This window comes from Pseudomonas sp. BS3767 (assembly GCF_900099665.1).
In the GTDB taxonomy this organism is placed as follows: Bacteria; Pseudomonadota; Gammaproteobacteria; order Pseudomonadales; family Pseudomonadaceae; genus Aquipseudomonas; species Aquipseudomonas cerasi.
The window spans coordinates 26,602-48,308 of the sequence record NZ_FNCX01000004.1 but is presented as its reverse complement, the minus strand read 5'-3'; the positions used below and the strand labels follow the sequence as shown (position 1 = coordinate 48,308).

23 protein-coding genes are annotated in these 21,707 nt (G+C 60.2%); 8 read left to right on the top strand and 15 right to left on the bottom strand.

All coding sequences use genetic code 11. From position 1 onward, the window contains the following. Nucleotides 1-47 precede the first annotated feature (47 nt). Together BLR16_RS13220 and BLR16_RS13215 are read right to left on the bottom strand one after the other, a co-directional pair. Nucleotides 48-1,049: an extracellular solute-binding protein gene (locus BLR16_RS13220; RefSeq protein WP_003432198.1), complete on the bottom strand. Its 1,002-nt coding sequence runs from the start codon at nucleotides 1,047-1,049 to the stop codon at nucleotides 48-50. Between the two features lie 116 nt (nucleotides 1,050-1,165). Further along, nucleotides 1,166-1,876 (bottom strand): Crp/Fnr family transcriptional regulator, encoded by a 711-nt coding sequence (locus tag BLR16_RS13215; protein WP_074806589.1) that lies wholly within the window; start codon nucleotides 1,874-1,876, stop codon nucleotides 1,166-1,168. 81 nt (nucleotides 1,877-1,957) lie between these two features. Between BLR16_RS13215 and BLR16_RS13210 the strand changes: the two genes are divergently transcribed. Further along, nucleotides 1,958-2,482: an Mpo1 family 2-hydroxy fatty acid dioxygenase gene (locus BLR16_RS13210; protein ID WP_074806586.1), complete on the top strand. Its 525-nt coding sequence runs from the start codon at nucleotides 1,958-1,960 to the stop codon at nucleotides 2,480-2,482. A 54-nt stretch (nucleotides 2,483-2,536) separates the two neighbouring features. Here BLR16_RS13210 and BLR16_RS13205 read toward each other — a convergent pair whose 3' ends face one another. The 6 genes from BLR16_RS13205 to dadA form a co-directional block, all read right to left on the bottom strand. After that, nucleotides 2,537-4,468, bottom strand: a complete 1,932-nt coding sequence (locus tag BLR16_RS13205; protein WP_074806583.1) for an acetyl-CoA hydrolase/transferase C-terminal domain-containing protein — start codon at nucleotides 4,466-4,468, stop codon at nucleotides 2,537-2,539. A gap of 301 nt (nucleotides 4,469-4,769) precedes the next feature. Continuing rightward, nucleotides 4,770-5,093, bottom strand: a complete 324-nt coding sequence (locus BLR16_RS13195) for a c-type cytochrome (protein WP_074806580.1) — start codon at nucleotides 5,091-5,093, stop codon at nucleotides 4,770-4,772. A gap of 24 nt (nucleotides 5,094-5,117) precedes the next feature. Then, the gene (locus BLR16_RS13190; RefSeq protein ID WP_003314015.1) at nucleotides 5,118-5,666 is read right to left on the bottom strand and encodes a cupin domain-containing protein; all 549 of its coding nucleotides are present in this window, start codon (nucleotides 5,664-5,666) and stop codon (nucleotides 5,118-5,120) included. A 125-nt stretch (nucleotides 5,667-5,791) separates the two neighbouring features. Next, the gene (gene alr / locus BLR16_RS13185) at nucleotides 5,792-6,865 is read right to left on the bottom strand and encodes an alanine racemase (protein WP_060708518.1); all 1,074 of its coding nucleotides are present in this window, start codon (nucleotides 6,863-6,865) and stop codon (nucleotides 5,792-5,794) included. A gap of 74 nt (nucleotides 6,866-6,939) precedes the next feature. Beyond that, complete coding sequence (locus BLR16_RS13180; protein WP_003367452.1) at nucleotides 6,940-7,293, bottom strand: RidA family protein; 354 nt, start codon at nucleotides 7,291-7,293, stop codon at nucleotides 6,940-6,942. After that, complete coding sequence (gene dadA / locus BLR16_RS13175; protein ID WP_003367454.1) at nucleotides 7,265-8,566, bottom strand: D-amino acid dehydrogenase; 1,302 nt, start codon at nucleotides 8,564-8,566, stop codon at nucleotides 7,265-7,267. The genes BLR16_RS13180 and dadA overlap by 29 nt, the downstream gene beginning before the upstream one ends. Nucleotides 8,567-8,723: 157 nt before the next feature. Between dadA and dadR the strand changes: the two genes are divergently transcribed. After that, nucleotides 8,724-9,212 carry a transcriptional regulator DadR gene (gene dadR / locus BLR16_RS13170; protein ID WP_003314011.1) on the top strand — a complete coding sequence of 163 codons (489 nt, stop codon included), beginning with the start codon at nucleotides 8,724-8,726 and terminating at the stop codon, nucleotides 9,210-9,212. 7 nt (nucleotides 9,213-9,219) lie between these two features. Here dadR and BLR16_RS13165 read toward each other — a convergent pair whose 3' ends face one another. Beyond that, entirely contained in the window at nucleotides 9,220-9,573 is a 354-nt protein-coding gene (locus BLR16_RS13165; protein ID WP_003367455.1) for a YkgJ family cysteine cluster protein, read from the bottom strand. Between the two features lie 105 nt (nucleotides 9,574-9,678). On the opposite strand from BLR16_RS13165, the gene BLR16_RS13160 reads away from it, so the two are divergent. Continuing rightward, on the top strand, nucleotides 9,679-10,992 hold the full coding sequence (locus BLR16_RS13160) for an NAD(P)/FAD-dependent oxidoreductase (protein ID WP_074806577.1): 1,314 nt from the start codon (nucleotides 9,679-9,681) through the stop codon (nucleotides 10,990-10,992). Between the two features lie 2 nt (nucleotides 10,993-10,994). On the opposite strand, the gene BLR16_RS13155 is transcribed toward BLR16_RS13160, so the two are convergent. Beyond that, nucleotides 10,995-11,246: a DUF1127 domain-containing protein gene (locus BLR16_RS13155; RefSeq protein ID WP_054081215.1), complete on the bottom strand. Its 252-nt coding sequence runs from the start codon at nucleotides 11,244-11,246 to the stop codon at nucleotides 10,995-10,997. A gap of 175 nt (nucleotides 11,247-11,421) precedes the next feature. Here BLR16_RS13155 and BLR16_RS13150 point away from each other — a divergent pair, with 175 nt between their 5' ends. Further along, the gene (locus BLR16_RS13150; RefSeq protein ID WP_003432187.1) at nucleotides 11,422-12,843 is read left to right on the top strand and encodes an aminotransferase-like domain-containing protein; all 1,422 of its coding nucleotides are present in this window, start codon (nucleotides 11,422-11,424) and stop codon (nucleotides 12,841-12,843) included. Between the two features lie 72 nt (nucleotides 12,844-12,915). Further along, on the top strand, nucleotides 12,916-14,496 hold the full coding sequence (locus tag BLR16_RS13145; protein ID WP_003432186.1) for a phospholipase D family protein: 1,581 nt from the start codon (nucleotides 12,916-12,918) through the stop codon (nucleotides 14,494-14,496). Here the strand turns inward: BLR16_RS13145 and BLR16_RS13140 are convergent. Next, nucleotides 14,493-15,641 (bottom strand): MFS transporter, encoded by a 1,149-nt coding sequence (locus BLR16_RS13140; protein ID WP_074806574.1) that lies wholly within the window; start codon nucleotides 15,639-15,641, stop codon nucleotides 14,493-14,495. The two genes, BLR16_RS13145 and BLR16_RS13140, sit on opposite strands and share 4 nt — an antisense overlap. Before the next feature lie 306 nt (nucleotides 15,642-15,947). After that, nucleotides 15,948-17,441: an aldehyde dehydrogenase gene (locus tag BLR16_RS13130; protein ID WP_058397904.1), complete on the bottom strand. Its 1,494-nt coding sequence runs from the start codon at nucleotides 17,439-17,441 to the stop codon at nucleotides 15,948-15,950. 239 nt (nucleotides 17,442-17,680) lie between these two features. Between BLR16_RS13130 and BLR16_RS13125 the strand changes: the two genes are divergently transcribed. Next, nucleotides 17,681-18,049: a cupin domain-containing protein gene (locus BLR16_RS13125; RefSeq protein WP_004666557.1), complete on the top strand. Its 369-nt coding sequence runs from the start codon at nucleotides 17,681-17,683 to the stop codon at nucleotides 18,047-18,049. Between the two features lie 77 nt (nucleotides 18,050-18,126). Then, on the top strand, nucleotides 18,127-18,330 hold the full coding sequence (locus BLR16_RS13120) for an I78 family peptidase inhibitor (protein ID WP_057432204.1): 204 nt from the start codon (nucleotides 18,127-18,129) through the stop codon (nucleotides 18,328-18,330). A 164-nt stretch (nucleotides 18,331-18,494) separates the two neighbouring features. On the opposite strand, the gene rpmG is transcribed toward BLR16_RS13120, so the two are convergent. Together rpmG and rpmB are read right to left on the bottom strand one after the other, a co-directional pair. Beyond that, complete coding sequence (rpmG, locus tag BLR16_RS13115) at nucleotides 18,495-18,650, bottom strand: 50S ribosomal protein L33 (protein WP_002551515.1); 156 nt, start codon at nucleotides 18,648-18,650, stop codon at nucleotides 18,495-18,497. An 11-nt stretch (nucleotides 18,651-18,661) separates the two neighbouring features. Then, nucleotides 18,662-18,895 carry a 50S ribosomal protein L28 gene (rpmB, locus tag BLR16_RS13110; protein WP_002551514.1) on the bottom strand — a complete coding sequence of 78 codons (234 nt, stop codon included), beginning with the start codon at nucleotides 18,893-18,895 and terminating at the stop codon, nucleotides 18,662-18,664. A 364-nt stretch (nucleotides 18,896-19,259) separates the two neighbouring features. Between rpmB and BLR16_RS13100 the strand changes: the two genes are divergently transcribed. Then, the gene (locus BLR16_RS13100; RefSeq protein ID WP_072365182.1) at nucleotides 19,260-20,846 is read left to right on the top strand and encodes an ABC transporter substrate-binding protein; all 1,587 of its coding nucleotides are present in this window, start codon (nucleotides 19,260-19,262) and stop codon (nucleotides 20,844-20,846) included. Nucleotides 20,847-21,014: 168 nt separating this feature from the next. Here BLR16_RS13100 and radC read toward each other — a convergent pair whose 3' ends face one another. Next, nucleotides 21,015-21,689 carry a RadC family protein gene (gene radC / locus BLR16_RS13095; protein WP_003432182.1) on the bottom strand — a complete coding sequence of 225 codons (675 nt, stop codon included), beginning with the start codon at nucleotides 21,687-21,689 and terminating at the stop codon, nucleotides 21,015-21,017. Nucleotides 21,690-21,707 lie beyond the last annotated feature (18 nt).

The following is a 21,707-nucleotide window of genomic DNA, read 5'->3' as shown; positions in this document are numbered from 1 at the left end:
GCTCGCTCCCACGAGTCTTTTATAACGATAAGGCACTGAGTATTAAATCAATTCCAGCCTGCGCGATCCATCATGCGTATCGCTTCTGCCTGACGCTTGCCTGCCACTTCGACCGGGAGGGTGTCGGCCTTGAACTGCCCCCAACTCGCCACTTCTTCTGAAGGCGCCACGTTCGGGTTGGCCGGGAACTCCTGATTGACGCTGGAGAAAATCTTCTGCGCCTCAGGGCCGGTCATCCACTCGACCAGTGCCTTGGCCGCTTCAGGGTGCGGAGCGTATTGGGTCAGACCGATACCCGACAGGTTGACGTGCACACCGCGATCCGCCTGGTTCGGCCAGAACAGCTTCACCGCCAGGTCCGGTTTTTCCTTGTGCAGGCGGCCGTAGTAATAGGAATTGACGATGCCCACGTCGCATTGCCCGGCATTGATCGCCTCAAGCACTGCGATGTCATCGGAGAACACGTCGGTGGACAGGTTGTTGACCCAGCCCTTGAGGATTTTCTCCGACGCTTCGGCACCGTGGGTTTCGATCAGCGTAGCGGTCAGCGACTGGTTATAGACCTTCTTCGCGGTACGCAGGCACAGGCGGCCTTCCCAGTTCTTGTCGGCCAGCGCCTCGTAGGTACTCAGCTCGGCAGGCTTCACGCGGTCGGTGGAATAGGCGATGGTGCGCGCGCGAAGGCTCAGACCGGTCCAGCCGTGCGTCGATGAGCGATACTGCGGCGGAATGTTGGCTTCGATCACCGGGGAGGTGAACGGCTGCAGGATACCCATCTGCTCGGCCTGCCAGAGGTTGCCCGCATCGACCGTCAGCAACAGGTCGGCGGTCGCATTCTGGCCCTCGGCCTTGATGCGCTGCATCAGCGGCGCTTCCTTGTCGGTGATGAATTTGATCTTCACCCCGGTACTGGCTGTGTACGCATCGAATACCGGCTTGATCAGCTCGTCGATCCGGGATGAATACACCACCACTTCATCGGCAGCCTGAGCGGTGCTGCCCAGTAAAGTCAGTGTCAGAGCAGCCAGAAGACGCTTGCTTGCCTGCATCGGGGTATCTCGCGTTCGCAAAGGAGGCAAAATGGTAGTGAATCCCATTTGCTATCTCAATCGAAGCGGCAGCGGAGCCGTTACCGGATGTGTCCAGGCTCGATCATGACCGGTGATCAGCACACAGCCCTGGCTCTGGAAAAGTTCGCGACCCGGCGCAGCTTGTCCACATCGAACACCTCCAGGTGCCCCTCTCCCAAGCGCACGATCCTGCGCTCATGCAGGTCCTGAAGCACTTCCAGCAAGGCCGGCGAGGCAAGCGCGAGACGCTCCGACGCCTGAATGTCGTCCAGCGCAATCAGGCGTCTTGCCTGGCTCAACGGGCCATACCCCTCGCTGAGCATCAACAGACGCCAGGCAACCCGCGCCCGCGGCGGCAGGCGACGCATTTTCTCGGGGCTCTGCAGTGGCAAGCCGACCTTCTGGCTGAGCAGTGCGGCAAACCAGCGCCAGTACTCGGGGTGCCTGTCGAGCAGCCGGGCCAGGAATGGCTGCGGGATGTGCAGGAAGATGCTCTGTTCCAGCGAGCAGACTTCGAAACGGCGCGGCAGCCCGTCAAACAGCGAGACTTCGCCAAACCAGCACGGCGCGCTTGCAGGTTCCACGTGCCTCAGCAGCCGCTGCTCGTGGGCACCGCCGATCCGCACGCGGCCCTCCAGCAGCACATAAACACCGCAGGGCAGATCGCCCTTGTCGAACAGCCGCTGGCCGGGCGTCTTGCGGCGCTGGCGGGCAGCCTCCAGCAGGCTATCCTGCAGATCGGCAGGCAGATGGGAAAACCAGTAATCGGATAGCAATCGTGACCGCCACGACACTCCATTTGTCATTTTTGCTCCCTTCTCTTTCAGCCATGCATGTTGTACAAGAAATCAGGCTCACGCCGGCCATCGTCTCAGGCAGGAATAATAATGAAAAACCTTGTCGATCATCTCAGCCAATACGCGGCTTATCACCGTGATTCGCGCAATATCGTGACGCACTTCGTGGGTATCCCTCTGATCGTGCTGGCCGTGGCGGTGCTTCTCTCACGACCGGGATGGAATATAAGCGGGCTGTGGCTTTCACCGGCGGCGCTTCTGGCCCTGGGCTCGACGGTCTTTTACCTGCGACTTGACCGCGCTCTGGGCATCCTCATGGCGATATTACTGGCGCTGTGCATCTGGGCCGGGGCCGACCTTGCGCAGCAGCCAACCATGGTCTGGCTGAGTGCGGGCGTCGGGCTCTTTGTGATTGGCTGGATCATCCAGTTCGTCGGCCATTACTACGAGGGGCGCAAACCGGCCTTCATCGATGACCTGACCGGGCTGATCATCGGCCCGCTGTTTGTGGTCGCGGAGCTGGCGTTCCTGATGGGCCAGCGCAAACCGCTGCAGCACGCCATCGAAGAGCGCGTCGGCCCGGTCGGGCGTGCGACCCGCAAGGCGACGACCTAGGCGCCAAGCGCCGGGCACCGATCGTCACCAGCAACAACGATCAGTGCCCGCCTCTTAGCCGGCAAGCCCGGTGCTGTTCTGCAACCCGGCCAGCAACAGCCGCTGATACAACTCTTCGCGCAAGCCCTGCGGTTGGTCGAGCTGCATGCGTTGCAAGTGCGCAAGGAAGGCTTCGGGGTCCGGAGCATCGAGGGTCGCCTTGCCCAGCTCGAGGATTTCAGTGAGCTTGAGCTTGCTCTTCAGCCAGTTCAGGGCTCTCAGCAGATCGCGCTCCTCGGCGGTAAAGTCGCACCCCAGCGGGTACTCGGTAAACAGCGACGGATAGCGTGATGCGGTGTCCTTGAGGCGCTCGGGGGTGTTGTCAGTGAAGCGCGGATCGAGACGGAAGTCCTTGGGTAGCTTGCCAGCCTTTTGCGCCTGTTCGATCAGGCCCGATTGAAACCGTGAGTCGGTGATGTTCAGAATCCGCTCGATCACCGTCGCATCGGTCTGCCCACGCAGATCGGCGATGCCGTATTCGGTCACGACAATGTCGCGCAAGTGTCGGGGAATGGTGGTGTGGCCGTACTGCCAAACGATGTTGGAGCTGACCTCGCCGCCCGACTCACGCCAGCTGCGCAGCATCAGAATCGAACGGGCGCCTTCCAGTGCATGGGCCTGCGCCACGAAGTTGTACTGACCGCCCACGCCACTGAGCACCCGGCCGTCTTCCAGCTGATCAGCCACTGCCGCACCCATCAGGGTGACGGTAAACGCGCTGTTGATGAAGCGCGCATCGCGGCGTTGCAGGCGCTTGAGTTCTTCCTGGCCGTAAAGCTCGTTGATGTAGCTGATGGCGGTCATGTTGAACTGCGCCAGCCGCTCGGCGGGCAGCTCGCGCAGCCGCGCGTAAAAACTGCGCGGGCCGAGGAAAAAGCCGCCATGCACGACTACGCCACCAGGATGGGCATCCTCATCCAGCGTGCCCATGTTGGCCAGCCGTTGCAGTTCTGCATCGGCATACACCTTGCGCCGCACGACGCCCGCGTCGGCGAGTACCAGCAGGCCGTTGACGAACATTTCGCTGCAACCGTAAAGGCCGCTGGCAAACGGCTGAACGCCGCCCTCCCGATCTATCAGGGTCTGCCAGTTACTCATGTTCAACTCGGCCAGCAGGCCGCGCCAGGTTTCGTTATCGGCCTGACGGGCCAGCAGCGCGCCGGTCAGTGCATCGCCCATCGAGCCGATGCCGATCTGTAACGTGCCGCCGTCACGCACCAGCGTGCTGGCGTGCAGGCCGATCAGGTGGTCCTGATAGCCGACTGGCATATTGGGGGTGGAAAACAGCGTACTGCGCTCGTCTTCGTCGATCAGCACATCGAAGGCGTCGACATCCAGTTCCGAGTCGCCCGGCATGTACGGCAGGTCGGCGTGCACCTGGCCGAGCATCAGAATGGTCTCCCCGGCGGCCCGGCGCTTGGCGATCATGGGCAACAGGTCGAGGGTCACGTCCGGGTTGCAGCTCAGGCTCAACGTGCCTGGACGCTGCTCGTCACGGGCCACCAGTTGCGCGACCAGATTCAGGCCGTTGGCGTTGATGTCGCGGGCGGCGTGGCTGTAATTGCTGCTGACGTAGTCTTGCTGGGCTGACTGGCTGTTGAGCAAACTGCCTGGCTGCATGAAGAATTGCTGCACATGGATATTGGCAGGGAGTTTGTCGCGGCGCAGTGCAGCGAGGAAATCGAGCTCCGGATAGTCAGCGAAGACACGCTCCAGAAACGGTTCGAGAAACCGCGCCTGCAAACCCTCCCCTGGCGTCGGCCGCCCGAGTGTCAGCGCGGTGTAGATCGTCAGCCGTCGTTCGGGCAACTCGCTGATGCGCTGGTATAACGCATTGACGAAGCGGTTGGGCTTGCCCAGCCCCAGCGGCATGCCGAGGTGGATATGCTCGGGTAGCTGCGCAAGAACGTGATCGACGGCATGCTCGATGGAACAGGAATACGGCATCCCAGCTCTCCTGAATTGTTATTGGGTGCAGGTTGGACCGACGACAACGTCAAAGTGCTGCATGCTCTGCCGCGCAGAGCATCATCGTTATACACAAGTCCTGGAACGCCCGGAACAAAAGGCTCCCAGGCTTCTGCCCGAAGGGCGCAGGAGCGAACTTGTTCGCGAAAGGGCGTGGACTATCGCCAAAAAAGCGTCGATCTAAACATCATCTTCGCCAGCGAGCGAAGCGTCGCCCGGCTCGCTCTCACAAAACGCATGTACAGCGCCAGGCGCTCCAGCGTATGAACGAGAGCTCACATCACTTCAGCCCGGACATGCTCTGGATGGCACTCTTCAGTTCGTCGTTTGTGCAATCGCCGCAGGTGCCTTTCGCGGGCATGATGCCGAGGCCTTTGATGGTGCTGGCCAGCAGTCCATCAAGGCCGCCTTTTTGCTGGGCCCGCTGTTCCCAGGCCGCTGTGTCACCGATCTTCGGCGCGTTGAGCAGGCCGACGCTGTGACAGGCGACGCAATGGGCCGCGATGATGTCGTCAGGCGCTGGGGCGGTATCGGCGGCTTGCGCATTGAACGCCCACAACGCCAGAACGCCTGCGCTGCTCAGAATCTTCCGGGTCAGTTTCACGCATCACTCATCGCAAGGGGCGGGTCAGAAATTGGCCGGGGTGGCCGCACTGATCAATCGTGCCGGCACGTCGAACGGGTTACGAAAGCGATGCGGCCGGGTGCTTTCGAAATAGTAGCTGTCACCCGCTTCGAGCACATAGGTATCCAGCCCGACCACCAGTTCCAGCCGCCCCTCGACGAGGATGCCGGTCTCTTCGCCTTCGTGAACGAGCATCTCTTCGCCGGTGTCGGCACCCGGTGGGTAGGTCTCGGTGAGAAAGGCGATGGCGCGGCCCTGATGCGATTTGCCGACCAGCTTCATGGTCACTGCACCGTCCGAGATATCAATCAGCTCGCTGGCCTTGTACACCACTTGAGCTGCGTTCTCGGGCACGGATTCTTCCGAGAAAAATTCGACCATGGACATGGGGATGCCGCCAAGCACCTTGCGCAGCGAACTGATCGAAGGGCTGACGCTGTTTTTTTCGATCATGGAGATGGTGCTGTTGGTCACACCTGCGCGCTTGGCGAGTTCACGCTGGGACAGGCCCTTGAGCTTGCGAATCGATTGCAGTCGTTCACCCACGTCCAATGCGATATTCCCCCAGGTTTTGTCAGGTCTAGTCGGTATGAACGCCATCATGGCAACAGCGTTCGATATTTACAACACTTCGACAGACACCTGACCCACTGCGGCCTGGGGCACAGAGAGATGAATCAGTCTTCGGAATAGATGCGCGGAACGCGACGCAGGTTGCAGAAGATTTCGTAGGGAATGGTTTCTGCACGCTGGGCCACTTCACTGGCGAGCACCTGCTTGCCCCACAGCTCGACACGGCTGCCGAGCCCGGCCTGCGGCACATCGGTGAGGTCGACGCAGAGCATGTCCATGGACACCCGTCCGAGCAGTCTGGACGGCTGGCCGTCGATCTGCACGGGCGTGCCGGTCGGCGCGTGACGCGGATAGCCGTCGGCGTAGCCCATCGCTACTACGCCGATACGCAAAGGCCGGTCACAGACAAATGTCGCGCCATAGCCCACGGGCTCACCAACGGGCAGTTCACGCACGCTGATGATCTTCGATTCCAGGGTCATCACCGGTTGCAGGCGATCCGCCAGCGGGTGCACCTGATCAAACGGCGTAGCACCGTAGAGCATGATGCCCGGACGCGACCAGTCGCTCGGGATCTGTGGCCAGCCCAGCACCGCCGGGGAGTTTTTCAGGCTGGTTTCCGCTGCCAGTCCCTTGCGAAAGGTCTCGAATACGGCGAGCTGCTCATCACTGCAGGCGCTGTTCAGCTCATCGGCGCGGGAGAAGTGGCTCATCAGCACGATTCTGGCCACTTTGCCGGTTGCCAGCAGACGCTGATAAGCCGCCTGGTACTCGTGAGGATGCAGGCCAACCCGGTGCATGCCGGTGTCGAGCTTGAGCCAGACGGTTATCGGCTTGCCCAGGCGCGCCTGCTCGATGGCTTCCAGTTGCCAGACCGCGTGCACAACAGTCCACAAGTCATGCTCGACAATCAGCGCCAGCTCGTCGGCCTCGAAAAAGCCTTCAAGCAGCAGGACCGGCGCACGAATGCCTGCCGCACGCAGCTCCAGAGCTTCTTCAATGCAAGCCACTGCAAAACCGTCGGCCTGTGACTCCAGTGCCTGTGCGACGCGCACCGCGCCGTGACCATAGGCATCGGCCTTGACGACGGCGAGCGCTTTGCCGCCGCTGTTTTCACGGGCCAATTGGTAGTTGTGACGCAGTGCCTGAAGATCGATAAAGGCGCGGGCTGGACGCATGATGACGTTACTTGCCTGAAAGGATGGAAAGGGAGAGGACGAACCCGACGCAGGGACGCGCCGGGCAACAAGGGTCAAGGCAGCGCGGCGACCACCGACAGTTCAACAAGCATTTCGGGCTGGCACAACTTGGCCTCGACCGTTGCGCGTGCAGGCGCGAAACCCTTGGGCAGCCATTTGTCCCAGACGCTGTTCATGCCGGCGAAGTGGGCATTGATGTCTTTCAGGTAAATGGTGACCGACAGGATACGCGTCTTGTCGGTGCCGGCCAGGTTAAGCAGGCGCTCGATGCTGTTCAGTACCTCTCGGGTCTGCTGCTCGACATCCGCAGTCATGTCATTGCCGACCTGGCCCGACAGATAGACGGTGCCATTGTGGACAACGACCTGACTCATGCGCTCATTGGTGAGCTGGCGCTGGATTGACATGCTGTGCATTCTCCTGAGTGTTGCCGTAACGAGAGATATCAAGGCCTTCAGCACTGATACGGGGTGTCTTGCGGGCAATGAGGTCTGCCAGCAAGCGACCGGAACCACACGCCATCGTCCAGCCCAGAGTGCCATGGCCGGTATTGAGGAACAGGTTACGGAACGGTGTTGCACCCACAATCGGTGTGCCGTCGGGCGTGGTCGGACGCAACCCGGTCCAGAAATCGGCTTGGGTCAGGTCGCCGCCCTGAGGATAGAGGTCACCGACGATCATCTCCAGTGTTTCGCGTCGACGCGGATTGAGCGACAGGTCAAAACCGGCTATTTCCGCCATGCCACCGACGCGAATCCGGTTGTCGAAACGGGTGATCGCGACTTTATAGGTTTCATCGAGAATGGTCGAAGTCGGTGCCATGTCCGGGTTGGTGATCGGCACGGTCAGCGAGTAGCCCTTCAGCGGATAGACCGGCGCCTTGATGCCCAGCGGTTTGAGCAACTGCGGCGAGTAACTGCCCAGCGCCAGCACGTAACGATCGGCGGTTTCGAGCTTGCCGTCGATCCACACGCCATTGATGCGGTCGCCAGCGTGATCAAGGCGTTCGATGTTTTGCCCGTAGCGGAACTCGACACCCAGCGCCACGGCCATTTCCGCCAGGCGCGTGGTGAACAACTGACAGTCACCCGTCTGGTCATTGGGCAGGCGCAACGCACCGCTGAGGATGCCGGTCACACCGGCCAGTGCGGGCTCGACACGGGCGATGCCTTCGCGATCCAGCAGTTCGTAAGGAACACCGGACTGCTCGAGCACAGCGATGTCCTTGGCGGCGTTGTCCAGCTGGGCCTGGGTCCGGAACAACTGCGTGGTGCCCAGGCTGCGCCCTTCGTAGGCGATGCCGGTCTCGAGGCGCAGTTCATCCAGGCAATCGCGACTGTATTCGGACAGGCGTACCATGCGTTCTTTATTGACGGCATAACGGCTGGCCGTGCAGTTGCGCAGCATTTGCGCCATCCACAGGTACTGATCGATATCCGCCGTCGCCTTGATCGCCAATGGCGCATGGCGCTGCAGCAGCCATTTGAGCGCTTTGAGCGGAACACCCGGCGCAGCCCATGGCGAGGCATAGCCCGGAGAAACCTGGCCAGCATTGGCAAAACTGGTTTCCATGGCGGCAGCAGGCTGACGGTCAACGACGGTCACCTGGAAACCGGCACGCGCCAGATAATAAGCACTGGTTGTACCGATAACGCCACTACCCAGAACCAGAACGCGCATGTCGATGACCTCATCGCGGATATCCGCTGATAATTCGAAGTTTTAAGCAAGGATGTGCGCAGTATATTGAGCAATGGGCAGTGCTTCTCACTGTATAAAGATCTATATTTGGTGTTTATTCGCGGCGATAAACGCTTTGCTAGAGGGGAAATGACCCGTGCGCACTCAACACCAGTCAAATCGTGAGCTGGACAAGATCGATCGCAATATTCTGCGCATCCTGCAGGCCGACGGGCGCATCTCGTTCACCGAGCTTGGCGAGCGGGTCGGCCTGTCAACTACGCCCTGTACAGAGCGGGTGCGCAGGCTGGAACGCGAGGGGATCATCATGGGCTACACCGCCCGGCTGAATCCGCAAAGCCTCAAGGCCAGCCTGCTGGTATTCGTCGAGATCAGCCTGGACTACAAGTCTGGCGACACCTTCGAAGAATTCCGCCGTGCCGTGCTGAAGCTTCCCCATGTGCTGGAGTGCCATCTGGTGTCCGGCGACTTCGACTACCTGGTCAAGGCGCGGATTTCCGAAATGGCGTCCTACCGCAAACTGCTGGGCGATATCTTGCTCAAACTGCCGCACGTGCGTGAGTCCAAGAGCTACATCGTCATGGAGGAAGTCAAAGAGAGCCTGAATCTGCCGATTCCCGACTGATTGCCCGCTATACAAGTACCTGGCGAGTCGAGGCCATGTACTCATGAATCTGCTTTTCGACCCGTGGGTGGATCAACTCGGCCGGGCGACGGCCATTCGGGCAGGGCAGGCTTGCGGTGGTGCCGAACAGGCGGCAGATCAGCGGGCGTTCGTCATACACGGTGCAGCCTTGCGGACCAAGGTGTACGCAATTGAGTTCGTCCAGTGCAGCGTCCTGTTCGGCGGCCGTCTTGCGCGGCAGACGCGACATTTCCTCGGGCGACGTGGTCACCGGCCCACAGCAGTCGTGGCAGCCGGGCACACACTCGAACGAAGGAATCTGGCGACGCAGATCCGCTATTTTCTGACGGTTGCAGCTCATTGACTCGACCACTCATACATAAGGCCGCAAGTTTGCCTCAGTTGGCAGGCTCATGACAGCGGCTTATCCTCCCGACACGCCATCCGCCACCAACAGGACACGCTCATGAACGCCCGCGTTCAGCACCCGACTCGTCACGATCAGCACCCTGCTTCCTACTACGCCGCCAGCAGTCATGCGCAAGCGGATCATCCTGCGCTGCAAGGTGAGGTGAAGGTGGATGTGTGCGTGGTAGGCGGTGGATTCTCCGGACTCAACACTGCCATCGAACTGGCCGAGCGCGGGTTCAGCGTGGCGCTGCTCGAAGCGCGCAAGATCGGTTGGGGGGCCAGCGGGCGCAATGGCGGTCAGTTGATTCGCGGGGTCGGTCATGGCGTCGAACAGTTCGCCAATGTCATCGGCAGCGAAGGCGTGCGGCAGCTCAAGCTGCTGGGCATCGAGGCCGTCGAGATCGTACGTCAGCGCATCCAACGGCATGCTATCGATTGCGACCTGAAATGGGGTTATTGCGATCTGGCCAACAAACCGCGCGACCTGCACAGCCTTGCCGAAGATGCAGAAGAGTTGCGCGGCCTGGGTTATCGCCATGCACTGCAGTTGCTGCAACCCGAAGAGATGCACAGCGTGGTGGGCTCCTCACGCTATGTCGGTGGCCTGATCGACATGGGCTCGGGGCATTTGCATCCGTTGAACCTTGCCTTGGGCGAAGCGGCTGTGGCGCAGTCGCTCGGCGTCCAGTTGTACGAACACTCAGCGGTGACGAACATCGATTATGGCCCGCAGGTCCGGGTGCATACAGCGGGCGGTTCGGTGCAGGCGCAGACCCTGGTGCTGGGTTGCAACGCCTACCTCAATGACTTGAATCCGGAAATCAGCGGCAAGGTGTTGCCTGCCGGCAGCTACATCATCGCCACCGAGCCATTGAGCGACGCGCAGGCCCGTGAAGTGTTGCCGCAGGACATGGCGGTCTGCGATCAGCGCGTGACAGTGGATTACTACAGGCTGTCTGCTGACCGCCGTTTGCTGTTCGGCGGCGCCTGCCATTACTCGGGGCGTGACCCTCAGGATATCGCCGCGTACATGCGACCGAAGATGCTCGATGTGTTTCCACAGCTGGCCTCAGTGAAGATCGATTACCAGTGGGGCGGAATGATCGGCATCGGCGCCAATCGCCTGCCGCAAATTGGCCGGCTCAAGCAGCACCCCAACGTATTTTATGCTCAGGCCTACTCGGGCCACGGTCTGAATGCCACGCATCTGGCAGGCCGACTGCTGGCCGAAGCCATCGCCGGGCAACACAGCGATGGCTTCGAGTTGTTCGCCAAAGTGCCGCACATGACCTTTCCCGGCGGCAAGCACTTGCGCTCGCCTCTGCTGGCATTGGGCATGCTCTGGCACCGCCTTAAAGAGCTGCGCTAGGCTCAGGGCCTCCAGAACGGCTTCATCGCCTCGACCCGCGCCTGGCGGAAATCCAGTCCGATGTCGCGCAACTGGTCGTCCGTCAGTGTCAGCAAGGTACGGCGTGACAACCAGCGATGGCGATACAGTGCCCAGCGCCCCATGCCTGCCAACAGATCGGCCTTGTTCGAGCGGACCGTTTTGACCGCCGCTGGCCGATACTCATTCAATTCATGGCTGTGAAGCGCAAGGCGCACATCGCTGAACCCGTTCATGTCCTGCTCCCTCATCCTGGGTGGGTGTGGGTTCATGATGCAGCGAACAGCAAAACCAATACAGATTCAAAAGTCCTTTATATTTTCCATACAGAAGATTCAAAAACGCCACTGAATGCTATATTTTCGGCCAATCTGTATTGCTTTAACGCGTTCGAATTTCTGAGAGTACGCCATGACGCTCTACGTCAACCTCGCCGAACTGCTCGGCTCGCGCATCGAAAACGGCTTCTATCGCCCCGGCGACCGCCTGCCCTCAGTGCGCGCGTTGAGCGTCGAACATGGCGTCAGCCTGAGTACCGTGCAGCAGGCGTACCGGGTGCTGGAAGACAATGGCCTGGCCGCGCCGAAACCCAAGTCCGGCTATTTCGTCTCGGTCAGCCGAAAAGCCCCTGCGCTGCCAGCGGTCGGCAGGCCAGTGCAGCGGCCTGTGGATATCTCTCAATGGGATCAGGTACTGGACCTGATTCGCGTGGCACCTCTTGAAGCCGTCACGCAACTGGGGCGCGGCATGCCCGATGTCACCAGCCCGACCCTGAAACCGCTGATGCGCGCGCTGAGTCAGTTGAGTCGCCATCAGGACATGCCGGGCCTGTATTACGACAACATCTACGGCGTGCGCAGGCTGCGCGAGCAGATTGCCAGGCTGATGCTCGACTCGGGCTGCAACCTGACCGCCAATGACCTGATCGTCACCAATGGCTGTCATGAAGCGCTGTCAGCGAGTGTCCGGGCCATCTGCTCGCCGGGGGACATCGTGGCGGTGGACTCGCCAAGCTTCTTCGGCGCCATGCAAACGCTCAAGGGCGTGGGCATGAAAGCCATGGAAATCCCTACCGACCCGTTGACCGGCATCAGCCTCGAAGCACTGGAACTGGCGCTGGAGCAATGGCCGATCAAGGTCATTCAGCTGACGCCCAACTGCAACAACCCGCTGGGTTATGTCATGCCTGAAGCACGCAAGCGGGCACTGCTGACCCTGGCGCAGCGCTTCGACGTGGCGATCATCGAAGATGATGTGTATGGAGACCTGGCCTACAACTACCCTCGCCCGCGCACCATCAAATCCTTCGACGAGGACGGTCGCGTGCTGTTGTGCAGTTCGTTTTCCAAGACCCTGGCGCCCGGGCTGCGAATCGGCTGGGTAGCGCCGGGCCGCTATCTGGAGCAGGTGCTGCACATGAAATACATCGGCACCGGCTCGACCGCCCCGCAGCCACAATTGGCCATCGCCGACTTCATCGAAGGCGGCCATTACGAGCCACATGTGCGGCGCATGCGTAGCCAATATCAGCGCAGTCGCGACCAGATGATCGACTGGGTGATGCGCTACTTCCCTGAAGGCACCCGCGCCAGCCGACCACAAGGCGGCTTCATGCTGTGGGTGGAACTGGCCGAAGGCTTCGACACCCTGCGCCTGAACCGCGCCTTGCTGGGCAAGGGTGTGCAGATCGCTGTGGGCAGTATCTTTTCGGCATCGGGCAAGTACCGCAACTGCATGCGCATGAACTTCGCGACCAAACCCAACCGCGAAATCGAGAGCGCTGTGCGTATCGTGGGCGAGACAATTGCACTACTGAATGCGCAAACTGACTGATGCGGGCAAATCTTTCCCGGTTTCGCGGGTCATATCGCCAAGTCGAGCCATGTCCAGACGCGGAAGATCAATTTGAATAACTCATGGGCCTTGCCCTTTTGCTTGCTGGTTGCGTTATGCGTCAGCGGTTGCGCGCATCAACAGGTCGCCAGTGAGCCAAGCCAGGCCATGCCGTCTTCAGGCTCCGCGTTCGGCCGTTCGATCCAGGCCATGGCCATGCCCCACGAGGGACGTTCTGGCTTTCGTCTGCTGCCTGACAGCAGTGACGCTTTCAAGGCTCGCGCCGAACTGATCCGCAATGCCAAAAGCAGCCTTGATCTGCAGTATTACATCGTCCACGACGGCCTGAGCACGCGCGCCCTGATCGATGAACTGCTCAAGGCGGCAGACCGTGGCGTACGCGTGCGTATCCTGCTGGACGACACCACCAGCGACGGTCTGGATCAGGCCATCGCCACCCTGGCCGCTCACCCGAACATTCAGATTCGCCTGTTCAACCCGCAAAACCTGGGGCGCGAGACCGGCATCACCCGCAGCCTCGGGCGCCTGATGAACCTGTCGCGCCAGCACCGGCGCATGCACAACAAGCTATGGCTGGCCGACAGCAGCGTGGCCATCGTCGGCGGGCGCAACCTGGGCGATGAATACTTCGATGCCGAGCCGAACCTGAATTTCACCGATATCGACATGCTCAGCGTGGGGCCGGTGGCCGAGCAGCTCGGCCACAGCTTCGACCAGTACTGGAACAGTACACTCAGCAAGCCTATCGATGAGTTCATCTATTTCCGGCCAGACGGAGAGGATCTGGCCGAGGCCCGGCGCAAGCTGGACGATTCTCTGGAGCAGGCGCACCAGCAGCACAAGGCGCTGTATGAGCGATTGATGGCCTACAAGACCCAGCCGCGCATGAAAACCTGGCTCAACGAGCTGGTCTGGGCGTACAACCAGGCGCTGTGGGATGCACCGACCAAGGTATTGGCGCAGGGCGAGCCTGATCCGCACCTGCTGCTGACCACGCAACTGGCGCCTGAACTGTTGAACACGCACAAGGAACTGATGCTGATCTCGGCCTACTTTGTGCCGGGCCAGGAAGGCTTGCTGTACCTGACCGGGCGGGCCGATGCCGGTGTCAATGTCAGCCTGCTGACCAACTCCCTGGAAGCCACCGACGTGCCTGCCGTGCATGGCGGCTATGCGCCGTACCGCAAGGCACTGCTGGAGCATGGCGTGAAGCTCTTCGAGCTGCGCCGACAGCCTGGCGATACCGAGACGATGCGCGGCAGCGGTCCGCATCTGTTCAAGAAAAGCCATTCTCTGGTCAGTTCCGAATCGAGCCTGCACAGCAAGGCGATGATCTTTGATCGGCAGAAGGTCTTTGTCGGCTCATTCAACTTCGACCCGCGCTCTGTGCTGTGGAATACCGAAGTGGGCGTATTGGTCGACAGCCCGCAACTGGCCGAACAACTGCGCGAACTGACCTTGCAGGGCATGGCCCCGTCGCTCACCTACGAAGCGCGGCTGGAGGACGGCAAAGTGGTGTGGGTGACCGAAGACAACGGGCAGATCCACACCCTGTATACCGAACCGGGCGACTGGTGGCGGCGTTTCAATGCGTGGATGAGCCGCGCCATCGGCCTGGAAAGAATGCTTTAAGCGGGCGCAGCCTGCGTATCGCCGAAAGCGCAGCGTCGCCGGATCAGTATCAGCAGGCCCAAGGCACCTGCAGCCATCATCAGCGGCAAGGCCTCACCGCTGACCCACTGGCTGCCCGCGCCGGCTATCAACGGGCCGAGCAGGCAGCCGATGCCCCACAGTTGAGCGACATGCGCGTTGGCGCGGACCAGCGAATCATCGCGATAGCGTTCGCCGATCAAAATCAGCGACAGGGTAAACAGCCCACCGGCACTGGCACCGAAGACGGTCCACAGCGGCCAGATCAGAACAGTGTCGATCAGCAATGGCACCAGCAGACTGGACGCCAGCAGCAAGGCGGCACAGCCGGTGAACATCGCGCGACGTGAAATGCGGTCGGCGAGCATGCCGATCGGCAGTTGCAGCAGCGCGTCACCGACCACCACCACGCTGACCATGATCAGGGCGATTTCCGGGGTGAAGCCGTGGCGTATGCAGTAAAGCGGCAACAGGGTGAGGATCAGCGCTTCGAACGCAGCAAACAGGGCGACCGCCCAGGCGATGGCAGGCATGCCGCGACAGAAGCCGGACAGGTCGGCAAACGTCACGTTGCAGGATTCGGTCGACGGCGCACCGGTGCGCCCCAGCAGCAGAAACGGTGAGCCGACCAGCAGCGCCACGCCAATCCAGAAACCGTAGTCGGCCTCGGTGCCGATCACGCCCAGCAGCAGCGGACCTGCCAGTTGGCTCAATGCGTAGGTGCTGCCATACAGCGCCACCAGACGCCCGCGCAGGCGCTCGATGACCAACTGATTGATCCAGCTTTCACCCAGCACGAAGACGATGGTCAGAATGACCCCGAGGGTCAGGCGCAAGACCAGCCAGATCCAGTAATACGGTAGCAGCGCCAGCGCGCCGACCGAAAACGCCCCGGCCCACAGACACAGGCGCATCAGATTGGCCGTGCCGAAGCGCGCCGCCAGACGACTGGCCAGCGCCGCGCCGAGCAGCACGCCCACCGCAGGCATCGCCGCCATGATGCCAATGGCGAACGAGCCATAGCCCCAGCCTGCCAGCCGCAATGAAACCAGCGGCATGCTGACGCCCATTGCCAGACCAACGCCCAGCACGGACGCCAGCACAGCAAAATAAGTACCCCAACGCATTTCCACGCTCCTGCCCAGCGCTGCGCTACGCGCTCTTCGCCTTGTACAAATCCTGAAATGTCCATCGAGCCAATGGCACGCAGAGCTTGGGAACGATGAGCAATCTTGAGGTCCCATCGTGCCAATGCTCCGCGTTGGCATGCATCCCGTGACGCTCCGCGTCACAGATCTGCGCCGTTGCGCACATCCAAGCCAGGACGCGGAGCGTCCAGAACCACACGCCCACGCAGAGCGTGGGAGCGATGATCTTGAGACCCCATCTTGCCAATGCTCCGAGGGCAGAGCCTCGGAGCGATAGGCAAATGACTAAAGCTTGATCCAGGTCGCCTTCAGTTCGGTGTATTTGTCGAACGCATGCAGCGACTTGTCACGACCGTTGCCCGACTGCTTGAAGCCGCCGAACGGTGCGGTCATGTCGCCGCCGTCGTACTGGTTGACCCATACACTGCCTGCGCGCAAAGCCTTGGCGGTCAGGTGTGCCTTGGAGATGTTCGCGGTCCATACGGCAGCCGCCAGGCCATACTGCGTGTCGTTGGCGATCTGGATCGCCTCTTCGGCAGAATCGAACGTCAGCACCGAAAGCACCGGACCAAAGATTTCTTCCTGAGCGATTTTCATCGCGTTGTTCACACCGTCGAAAATGGTCGGCTCGACATAGGTGCCGCCGGTCTCCTGCAGAATGCGCTTGCCGCCCGCAACCAGCTTGGCACCATCGGAGTGCCCCGCCTCGATGTAGGACAACACAGTATTCATCTGCTGGGTATCGACCAGCGCGCCCACGGTGGTCGCAGGGTCGAGCGGGTTGCCGGGCTTCCAGGCGCTCAGCGCCTCGATCACCATCGGCAGGAAGCGATCCTTGATGGAGCGCTCGACCAGCAAGCGTGAACCGGCGGTGCAGACTTCGCCCTGGTTGAAGGCAATCGCGCTGGCGGCGGCGCTGGCGGCGGCCTGCAGATCAGGCGCGTCGGCGAAGACGATATTCGGGCTCTTGCCGCCGGCTTCCAGCCACACGCGCTTCATGTTCGATTCGCCCGCATAGATCATCAGCTGCTTGGCGATTTTGGTCGAGCCAGTGAAGACCACGGTGTCCACGTCCATATGCAGGGCAAGCGCCTTGCCGACGGTGTGGCCATAGCCAGGCAGCACGTTGAGTACGCCCGCAGGAATACCCGCCTCAATGGCCAGTTGTGCGATACGAATGGCCGTCAGCGGAGATTTTTCCGATGGCTTGAGGATGACCGAGTTGCCAGTGGACAGCGCAGGGCCCAGCTTCCAGCAGGCCATCATCAGCGGAAAATTCCACGGCACGATGGCGGCCACGACACCCACCGGCTCGCGCGTTACCAGACCCAGTTGGTCATGAGGCGTTGCCGCGACTTCGTCATACAGTTTATCGATGGCCTCACCGCTCCAGCTCAGGGCTCTGGCAGCACCGGGAATGTCGACGCCGAACGAGTCGCCAATCGGCTTGCCCATGTCCAGGGTTTCAAGCAAAGCCAGTTCTTCGGCATTGTGCTTGAGCAGCTCGGCGAAACGGATCATCGTTTCCTTGCGCTTGGCCGGAGCCAGTCGCGACCAGGCACCGGAGTTGAAGGCGCTGCGCGCACTGTCGACCGCGCGTTGTGCGTCAGCGGTATCGCAACTGGCAACCTTGGCAAGCATCCGGCCATCGACCGGGCTGATGCAGTCAAACGTCTCGCCGGAGGAGGCTGCGGTGTATTCACCTTGAATGAAGGCACGGCCTTCGATCTTCAAATTCTGGGCGCGTTGCTCCCAGTCAGCACGAGTCAGGGTGGTCATTTGCATGTCCTCCTCTTGTTGAATGTGGGTGTGTCATGGTTGATTAAAGACACAATCTGAAATTTTTCAGGACGGCCGTTACCCTAAACCAGCGGCCCGACAAAACCAATATATTTGACATAAATAGCCGCTACGGTGCCTTTATGTTGATTTTATTAAACAGCTCAGCACGCGCGCCGAGACACTAACGCACTGCACGCACGTCAAACCTTCAACGCATTCAGGACAAGGGGCCCCTCATGAGCATCGAAAGCATCGTCGACTTCAGTGAAGCCAGCACCGCCGCCGAGCACTATCGCCCTGCACCGGAAAAGGTCTTCAAGGGCGATCCGGCACAAACCCTCTACAACCACTACAACAGCCCCTGCGGACAGATGAGCGCGGGCGTCTGGAATGGCGAGCCCGGGCAGTGGCAGGTGAATTATTCGGAACACGAGTATTGCGAGATTGTGCAGGGTGTTTCAGTCCTGCGCGACGAGCAGGGCAACGCGAAAACCCTGCGCGCAGGCGACCGCTTTGTGATCCCGGCCGGTTTCAAGGGCACCTGGGAGGTGCTGGAAACATGCCGCAAGATTTATGTGGTGTTTGAGGCGGCTGCAGATAAATAAGTACCGCATCACATCGGGTTTTCTGGAGGATTCTGAGCGCGTCCAGTGAGGACATTCACTCAAAAAGGATTTTGAAAATGACCAACGAAGTTATCGCCCAAGCGCTTCAGTACCTTGTAGGCAGCCGCTATGTGCCTACCGTCAAAGCCTATATCAGCGAAATTACCGGTCTTCAGAAGGTGATCGGCCCTGGCGACATCACGACCAACGACCTCAACCCGAACCGTCTGTACGTCAATGTCGACAAGGACGGTCTGGTGGCCGGCTTCAGCTTCGGCTGATCAGGCGACCGTACCTTCGTCGCCCGACAGCAGCTTCACATGCTTGAAACGCCCGGCGCATCGCGTCGGGCGTTTTGCTGCCTGGATACTGCTGGCAGCTACGCCAGGAACGCAGGCACAAAAAAACCCGCCAAGGCGGGTTTTTTTGTAGCCGACAGAATCAATTACTTGATTTTGCCTTCTTTGTAGATCACGTGCTTGCGTACAACCGGATCGAATTTTTTGATTTCGATTTTATCCGGGGTAGTACGTTTGTTCTTGTCGGTGGTGTAGAAATGGCCTGTACCAGCGCTCGACACCAAACGGATCAATTCACGCATGATTTTCTCCCTTAAATTTTGCCGTCGCGACGCAGTTCAGCGAGCACAACTTCAATGCCACGCTTGTCGATGATACGCATGCCTTTAGCAGATACGCGCAGACGAACAAAACGCTTCTCGCCTTCAACCCAGAAGCGGTGATGCTGCAGGTTTGGCAGGAAACGACGACGGGTTTTGTTGTTTGCGTGGGAAATGTTATTCCCAGTCACCGGACCCTTACCGGTAACTTGACATACTCTCGACATGCCTCAGCCCTCTAAAACCACATGCCCAACCCGGCATGGGTTGGCCGCTTAATCTCTCAGTCATTTGGCGCCAGGCGCCGCGTTTCTTTAAGGGTCTTACCGGCTACACCTACAGTGAAGGAACCGGGCCCCTAGAAAAGAGCGCTGCTTTATACCAGAAAGCCTTTGGCACAACAACAGGCAAAGCACTTTGCCCCGAATGATCACGCCTCGCGCAGCGGCATGCTCAAGCACTGCGGGGGCACAGGCAAATCGACCGCTCGTCGCGCCGAGACGATTGTTCTGCGCCAGTACATGGTCTAGGGTTAGTCCCTCACCAGACTGCACCGGCAGATGGGGCCCTTTCTGAACAGGAAATAACGCCATGCGCCTAGCTGCACTCCCTTTTCTACTCGTTCCACTCCTGCTTCCCGTCGCTGCCCAGGCATCGAACCTTGTGGTCTGCACCGAAGCCAGCCCTGAGGGCTTCGACGTTGTACAGTACAACTCGCTGACCACCACCAACGCATCGGCCGACGTGCTGATGAACCGCCTTGTGGACTTCGATGCCAAGAGCGGCAAGCTGGTGCCGAGCCTGGCAGAAAGCTGGACCGTGTCCAAAGACGGCCTGACTTACGACTTCAAGCTGCGCGCCGGAGTGAAATTCCACACCACTGACTATTTCAAGCCGACTCGCGAGCTGAGCGCGGATGACGTGCTGTTCAGCTTTCAGCGCATGCTCGACCCGCAGAACCCGTGGCACAAGATCGCCCAGAGCGGTTTTCCGCATGCGCAATCCATGCAGTTGCCCGCGCTGATCAAGAGTATCGAAGCGCCCGATGCACACACCGTGCGCTTTACGCTCAACCATGCGGACTCGACCTTCCTGGCCACGCTGAGCATGGGTTTCGCCTCGATCTATTCAGCCGAATATACCGCGCAGCTGTTGAAGGCGGGCACGCCGGAGAAACTCAACAGCCAGCCGATCGGCACCGGGCCGTTCGTGTTCAAGCGCTTCCAGAAAGACGCCGCGGTGCGCTATGAGGCGTTCGACGATTACTTCGCCGGCAAGTCTGATATCGACACGCTGGTGTATGCCATCACGCCGGACGCCAATGTGCGCCTGCAGAAAATCCGTCAGGACGAATGCCAGATAGCGCTCTCGCCCAAGCCTCTGGATATTCAGGCAGCCAGCAAGGACGACTCGCTCAAGGTCGAGAAGACTGAAGCGTTCATGACCGCGTTTGTCGCGATCAACAGCCAGCACCCGCCGTTCGACAAGCCGGAAGTTCGCCAGGCCATCAACCTGGCGTTCGACAAGGATAATTACCTGAAAGCCGTGTTCGAAGGCACCGCTGAAAAAGCCAGTGGTCCTTATCCGCCCAATACCTGGAGTTACGCCAAGGACCTGCCTGGCTATCAGCACGATGTTGCCAAGGCCAAGGCGCTGTTGGCCAAGGCTGGTGTAAAGGAAGGCTTCAAGACCACTATCTGGACGCGACCTTCCGGGAGCCTGCTGAACCCGAACCCGAGCCTGGGCGCTCAATTGTTGCAGGCTGACTTGAAGCAGGTCGGCATTGATGCCGAGATCAAGATTATTGAGTGGGGCGAACTGATTCGCCGCGCCAAGGCTGGCGAGCATGACCTGCTGTTCATGGGCTGGGCAGGCGACAATGGCGACCCGGATAACTTCCTGACCCCGCAGTTCTCGTGTGCAGCCGTGCAGTCGGGCACCAATTTCGCCCGCTATTGCGACAAGACACTGGACAAGCTGATCGCAGACGGTAAATCAGTCAGTGACCAGGCCGAACGCAGCAAGCTGTATCACCAGGCCCAGCAGCAGATTCAACAGCAGGCACTGTGGATCCCCCTTGCCCACCCGACGGCTGCAGCCCTGGTACGCAAGGATGTCACTGGCTATCAGGTCAGCCCGTTCGGCAGGCAGGATTTCTATAAAGTGCAGGTCAAGTAAGTCCCTTGGCTGACCTGAGGCTCTCTGGGTGACGTCGTGCCAATGCCTGCATTGGCACGACCCTCTGGAGACCGGACGCAGAGCGTCCAGAACGGCATTACCACGCAGAGCGTGGGAGCGATAATCCGGGTGCCCGCCCCATCGCGCACATTGCTCTGCGTCAGCTCTTTACATCAAACCGCGTTCCACCATCGACAGTGGCTCACCGTCTCCCACGATCACGTGGTCAAGCACATGAACATCCACCAGCATCAGCGCTTCCTTGAGGCGCTTGGTCAGGTCGATGTCGGAACGGCTGGGCGTAGTGATACCGGAAGGATGGTTGTGGCAGAGGATCAGACTCGCAGCGTTATGCGCCATCGCTCGTTTTACCACCTGGCGCGGGTGCACGTAGGACGCGTTGATCGTCCCGCGAAACAATATCTCGAAGGTCATGACCCGGTGTTTGTTATCGAGAAACAGGCAGCCGAAGACTTCGTGCGGCTCATGCCGCAGGAGGGCCTTGAGATAGCTGCGAACCTGGGTCGGATTTTCCAGCGCTGACTCACGGCGCAAGGACTCGGCCATATGCCGACGCGCCATTTCCATGACCGCCTGCAACTGAGCGAACTTGGCGGGCCCAAGCCCCAGTTGCGAGGTGAATGCCGACAGATCCGCATCCAGTAACGGTCTGAGCCCGTCAAATTGATTCAGCAGATGACGCGCAAGATCTACGGCGCTTTTTCCAGCCACGCCGGTGCGTAAAAAGATAGCCAGCAACTCGGCGTCGGAAAGGCTTGCCGCCCCCAACTCCAACAAGCGTTCCCGGGGGCGTTCAGCCGCGGGCCAACTGCGAATACTCATAGCACCTCCATGTGATTG

Excerpts from the sequence above, each read along its gene's own strand:
- BLR16_RS13220 (WP_003432198.1), bottom strand. The coding sequence starts at position 1,049 with ATGCAGGCAAGCAAGCGTCTTCTGGCTGCTCTGACACTGACTTTACTG.
- BLR16_RS13215 (WP_074806589.1), bottom strand. The coding sequence starts at position 1,876 with ATGACAAATGGAGTGTCGTGGCGGTCACGATTGCTATCCGATTACTGG.
- BLR16_RS13210 (WP_074806586.1), top strand. The coding sequence starts at position 1,958 with ATGAAAAACCTTGTCGATCATCTCAGCCAATACGCGGCTTATCACCGT.
- BLR16_RS13205 (WP_074806583.1), bottom strand. The coding sequence starts at position 4,468 with ATGCCGTATTCCTGTTCCATCGAGCATGCCGTCGATCACGTTCTTGCG.
- alr (WP_060708518.1), bottom strand. The coding sequence starts at position 6,865 with ATGCGTCCAGCCCGCGCCTTTATCGATCTTCAGGCACTGCGTCACAAC.
- BLR16_RS13180 (WP_003367452.1), bottom strand. The coding sequence starts at position 7,293 with ATGTCAATCCAGCGCCAGCTCACCAATGAGCGCATGAGTCAGGTCGTT.
- dadA (WP_003367454.1), bottom strand. The coding sequence starts at position 8,566 with ATGCGCGTTCTGGTTCTGGGTAGTGGCGTTATCGGTACAACCAGTGCT.
- BLR16_RS13165 (WP_003367455.1), bottom strand. The coding sequence starts at position 9,573 with ATGAGCTGCAACCGTCAGAAAATAGCGGATCTGCGTCGCCAGATTCCT.
- BLR16_RS13160 (WP_074806577.1), top strand. The coding sequence starts at position 9,679 with ATGAACGCCCGCGTTCAGCACCCGACTCGTCACGATCAGCACCCTGCT.
- BLR16_RS13155 (WP_054081215.1), bottom strand. The coding sequence starts at position 11,246 with ATGAACGGGTTCAGCGATGTGCGCCTTGCGCTTCACAGCCATGAATTG.
- BLR16_RS13150 (WP_003432187.1), top strand. The coding sequence starts at position 11,422 with ATGACGCTCTACGTCAACCTCGCCGAACTGCTCGGCTCGCGCATCGAA.
- BLR16_RS13140 (WP_074806574.1), bottom strand. The coding sequence starts at position 15,641 with ATGCGTTGGGGTACTTATTTTGCTGTGCTGGCGTCCGTGCTGGGCGTT.
- BLR16_RS13130 (WP_058397904.1), bottom strand. The coding sequence starts at position 17,441 with ATGACCACCCTGACTCGTGCTGACTGGGAGCAACGCGCCCAGAATTTG.
- BLR16_RS13125 (WP_004666557.1), top strand. The coding sequence starts at position 17,681 with ATGAGCATCGAAAGCATCGTCGACTTCAGTGAAGCCAGCACCGCCGCC.
- BLR16_RS13120 (WP_057432204.1), top strand. The coding sequence starts at position 18,127 with ATGACCAACGAAGTTATCGCCCAAGCGCTTCAGTACCTTGTAGGCAGC.
- rpmG (WP_002551515.1), bottom strand. The coding sequence starts at position 18,650 with ATGCGTGAATTGATCCGTTTGGTGTCGAGCGCTGGTACAGGCCATTTC.
- rpmB (WP_002551514.1), bottom strand. The coding sequence starts at position 18,895 with ATGTCGAGAGTATGTCAAGTTACCGGTAAGGGTCCGGTGACTGGGAAT.
- BLR16_RS13100 (WP_072365182.1), top strand. The coding sequence starts at position 19,260 with ATGCGCCTAGCTGCACTCCCTTTTCTACTCGTTCCACTCCTGCTTCCC.
- radC (WP_003432182.1), bottom strand. The coding sequence starts at position 21,689 with ATGAGTATTCGCAGTTGGCCCGCGGCTGAACGCCCCCGGGAACGCTTG.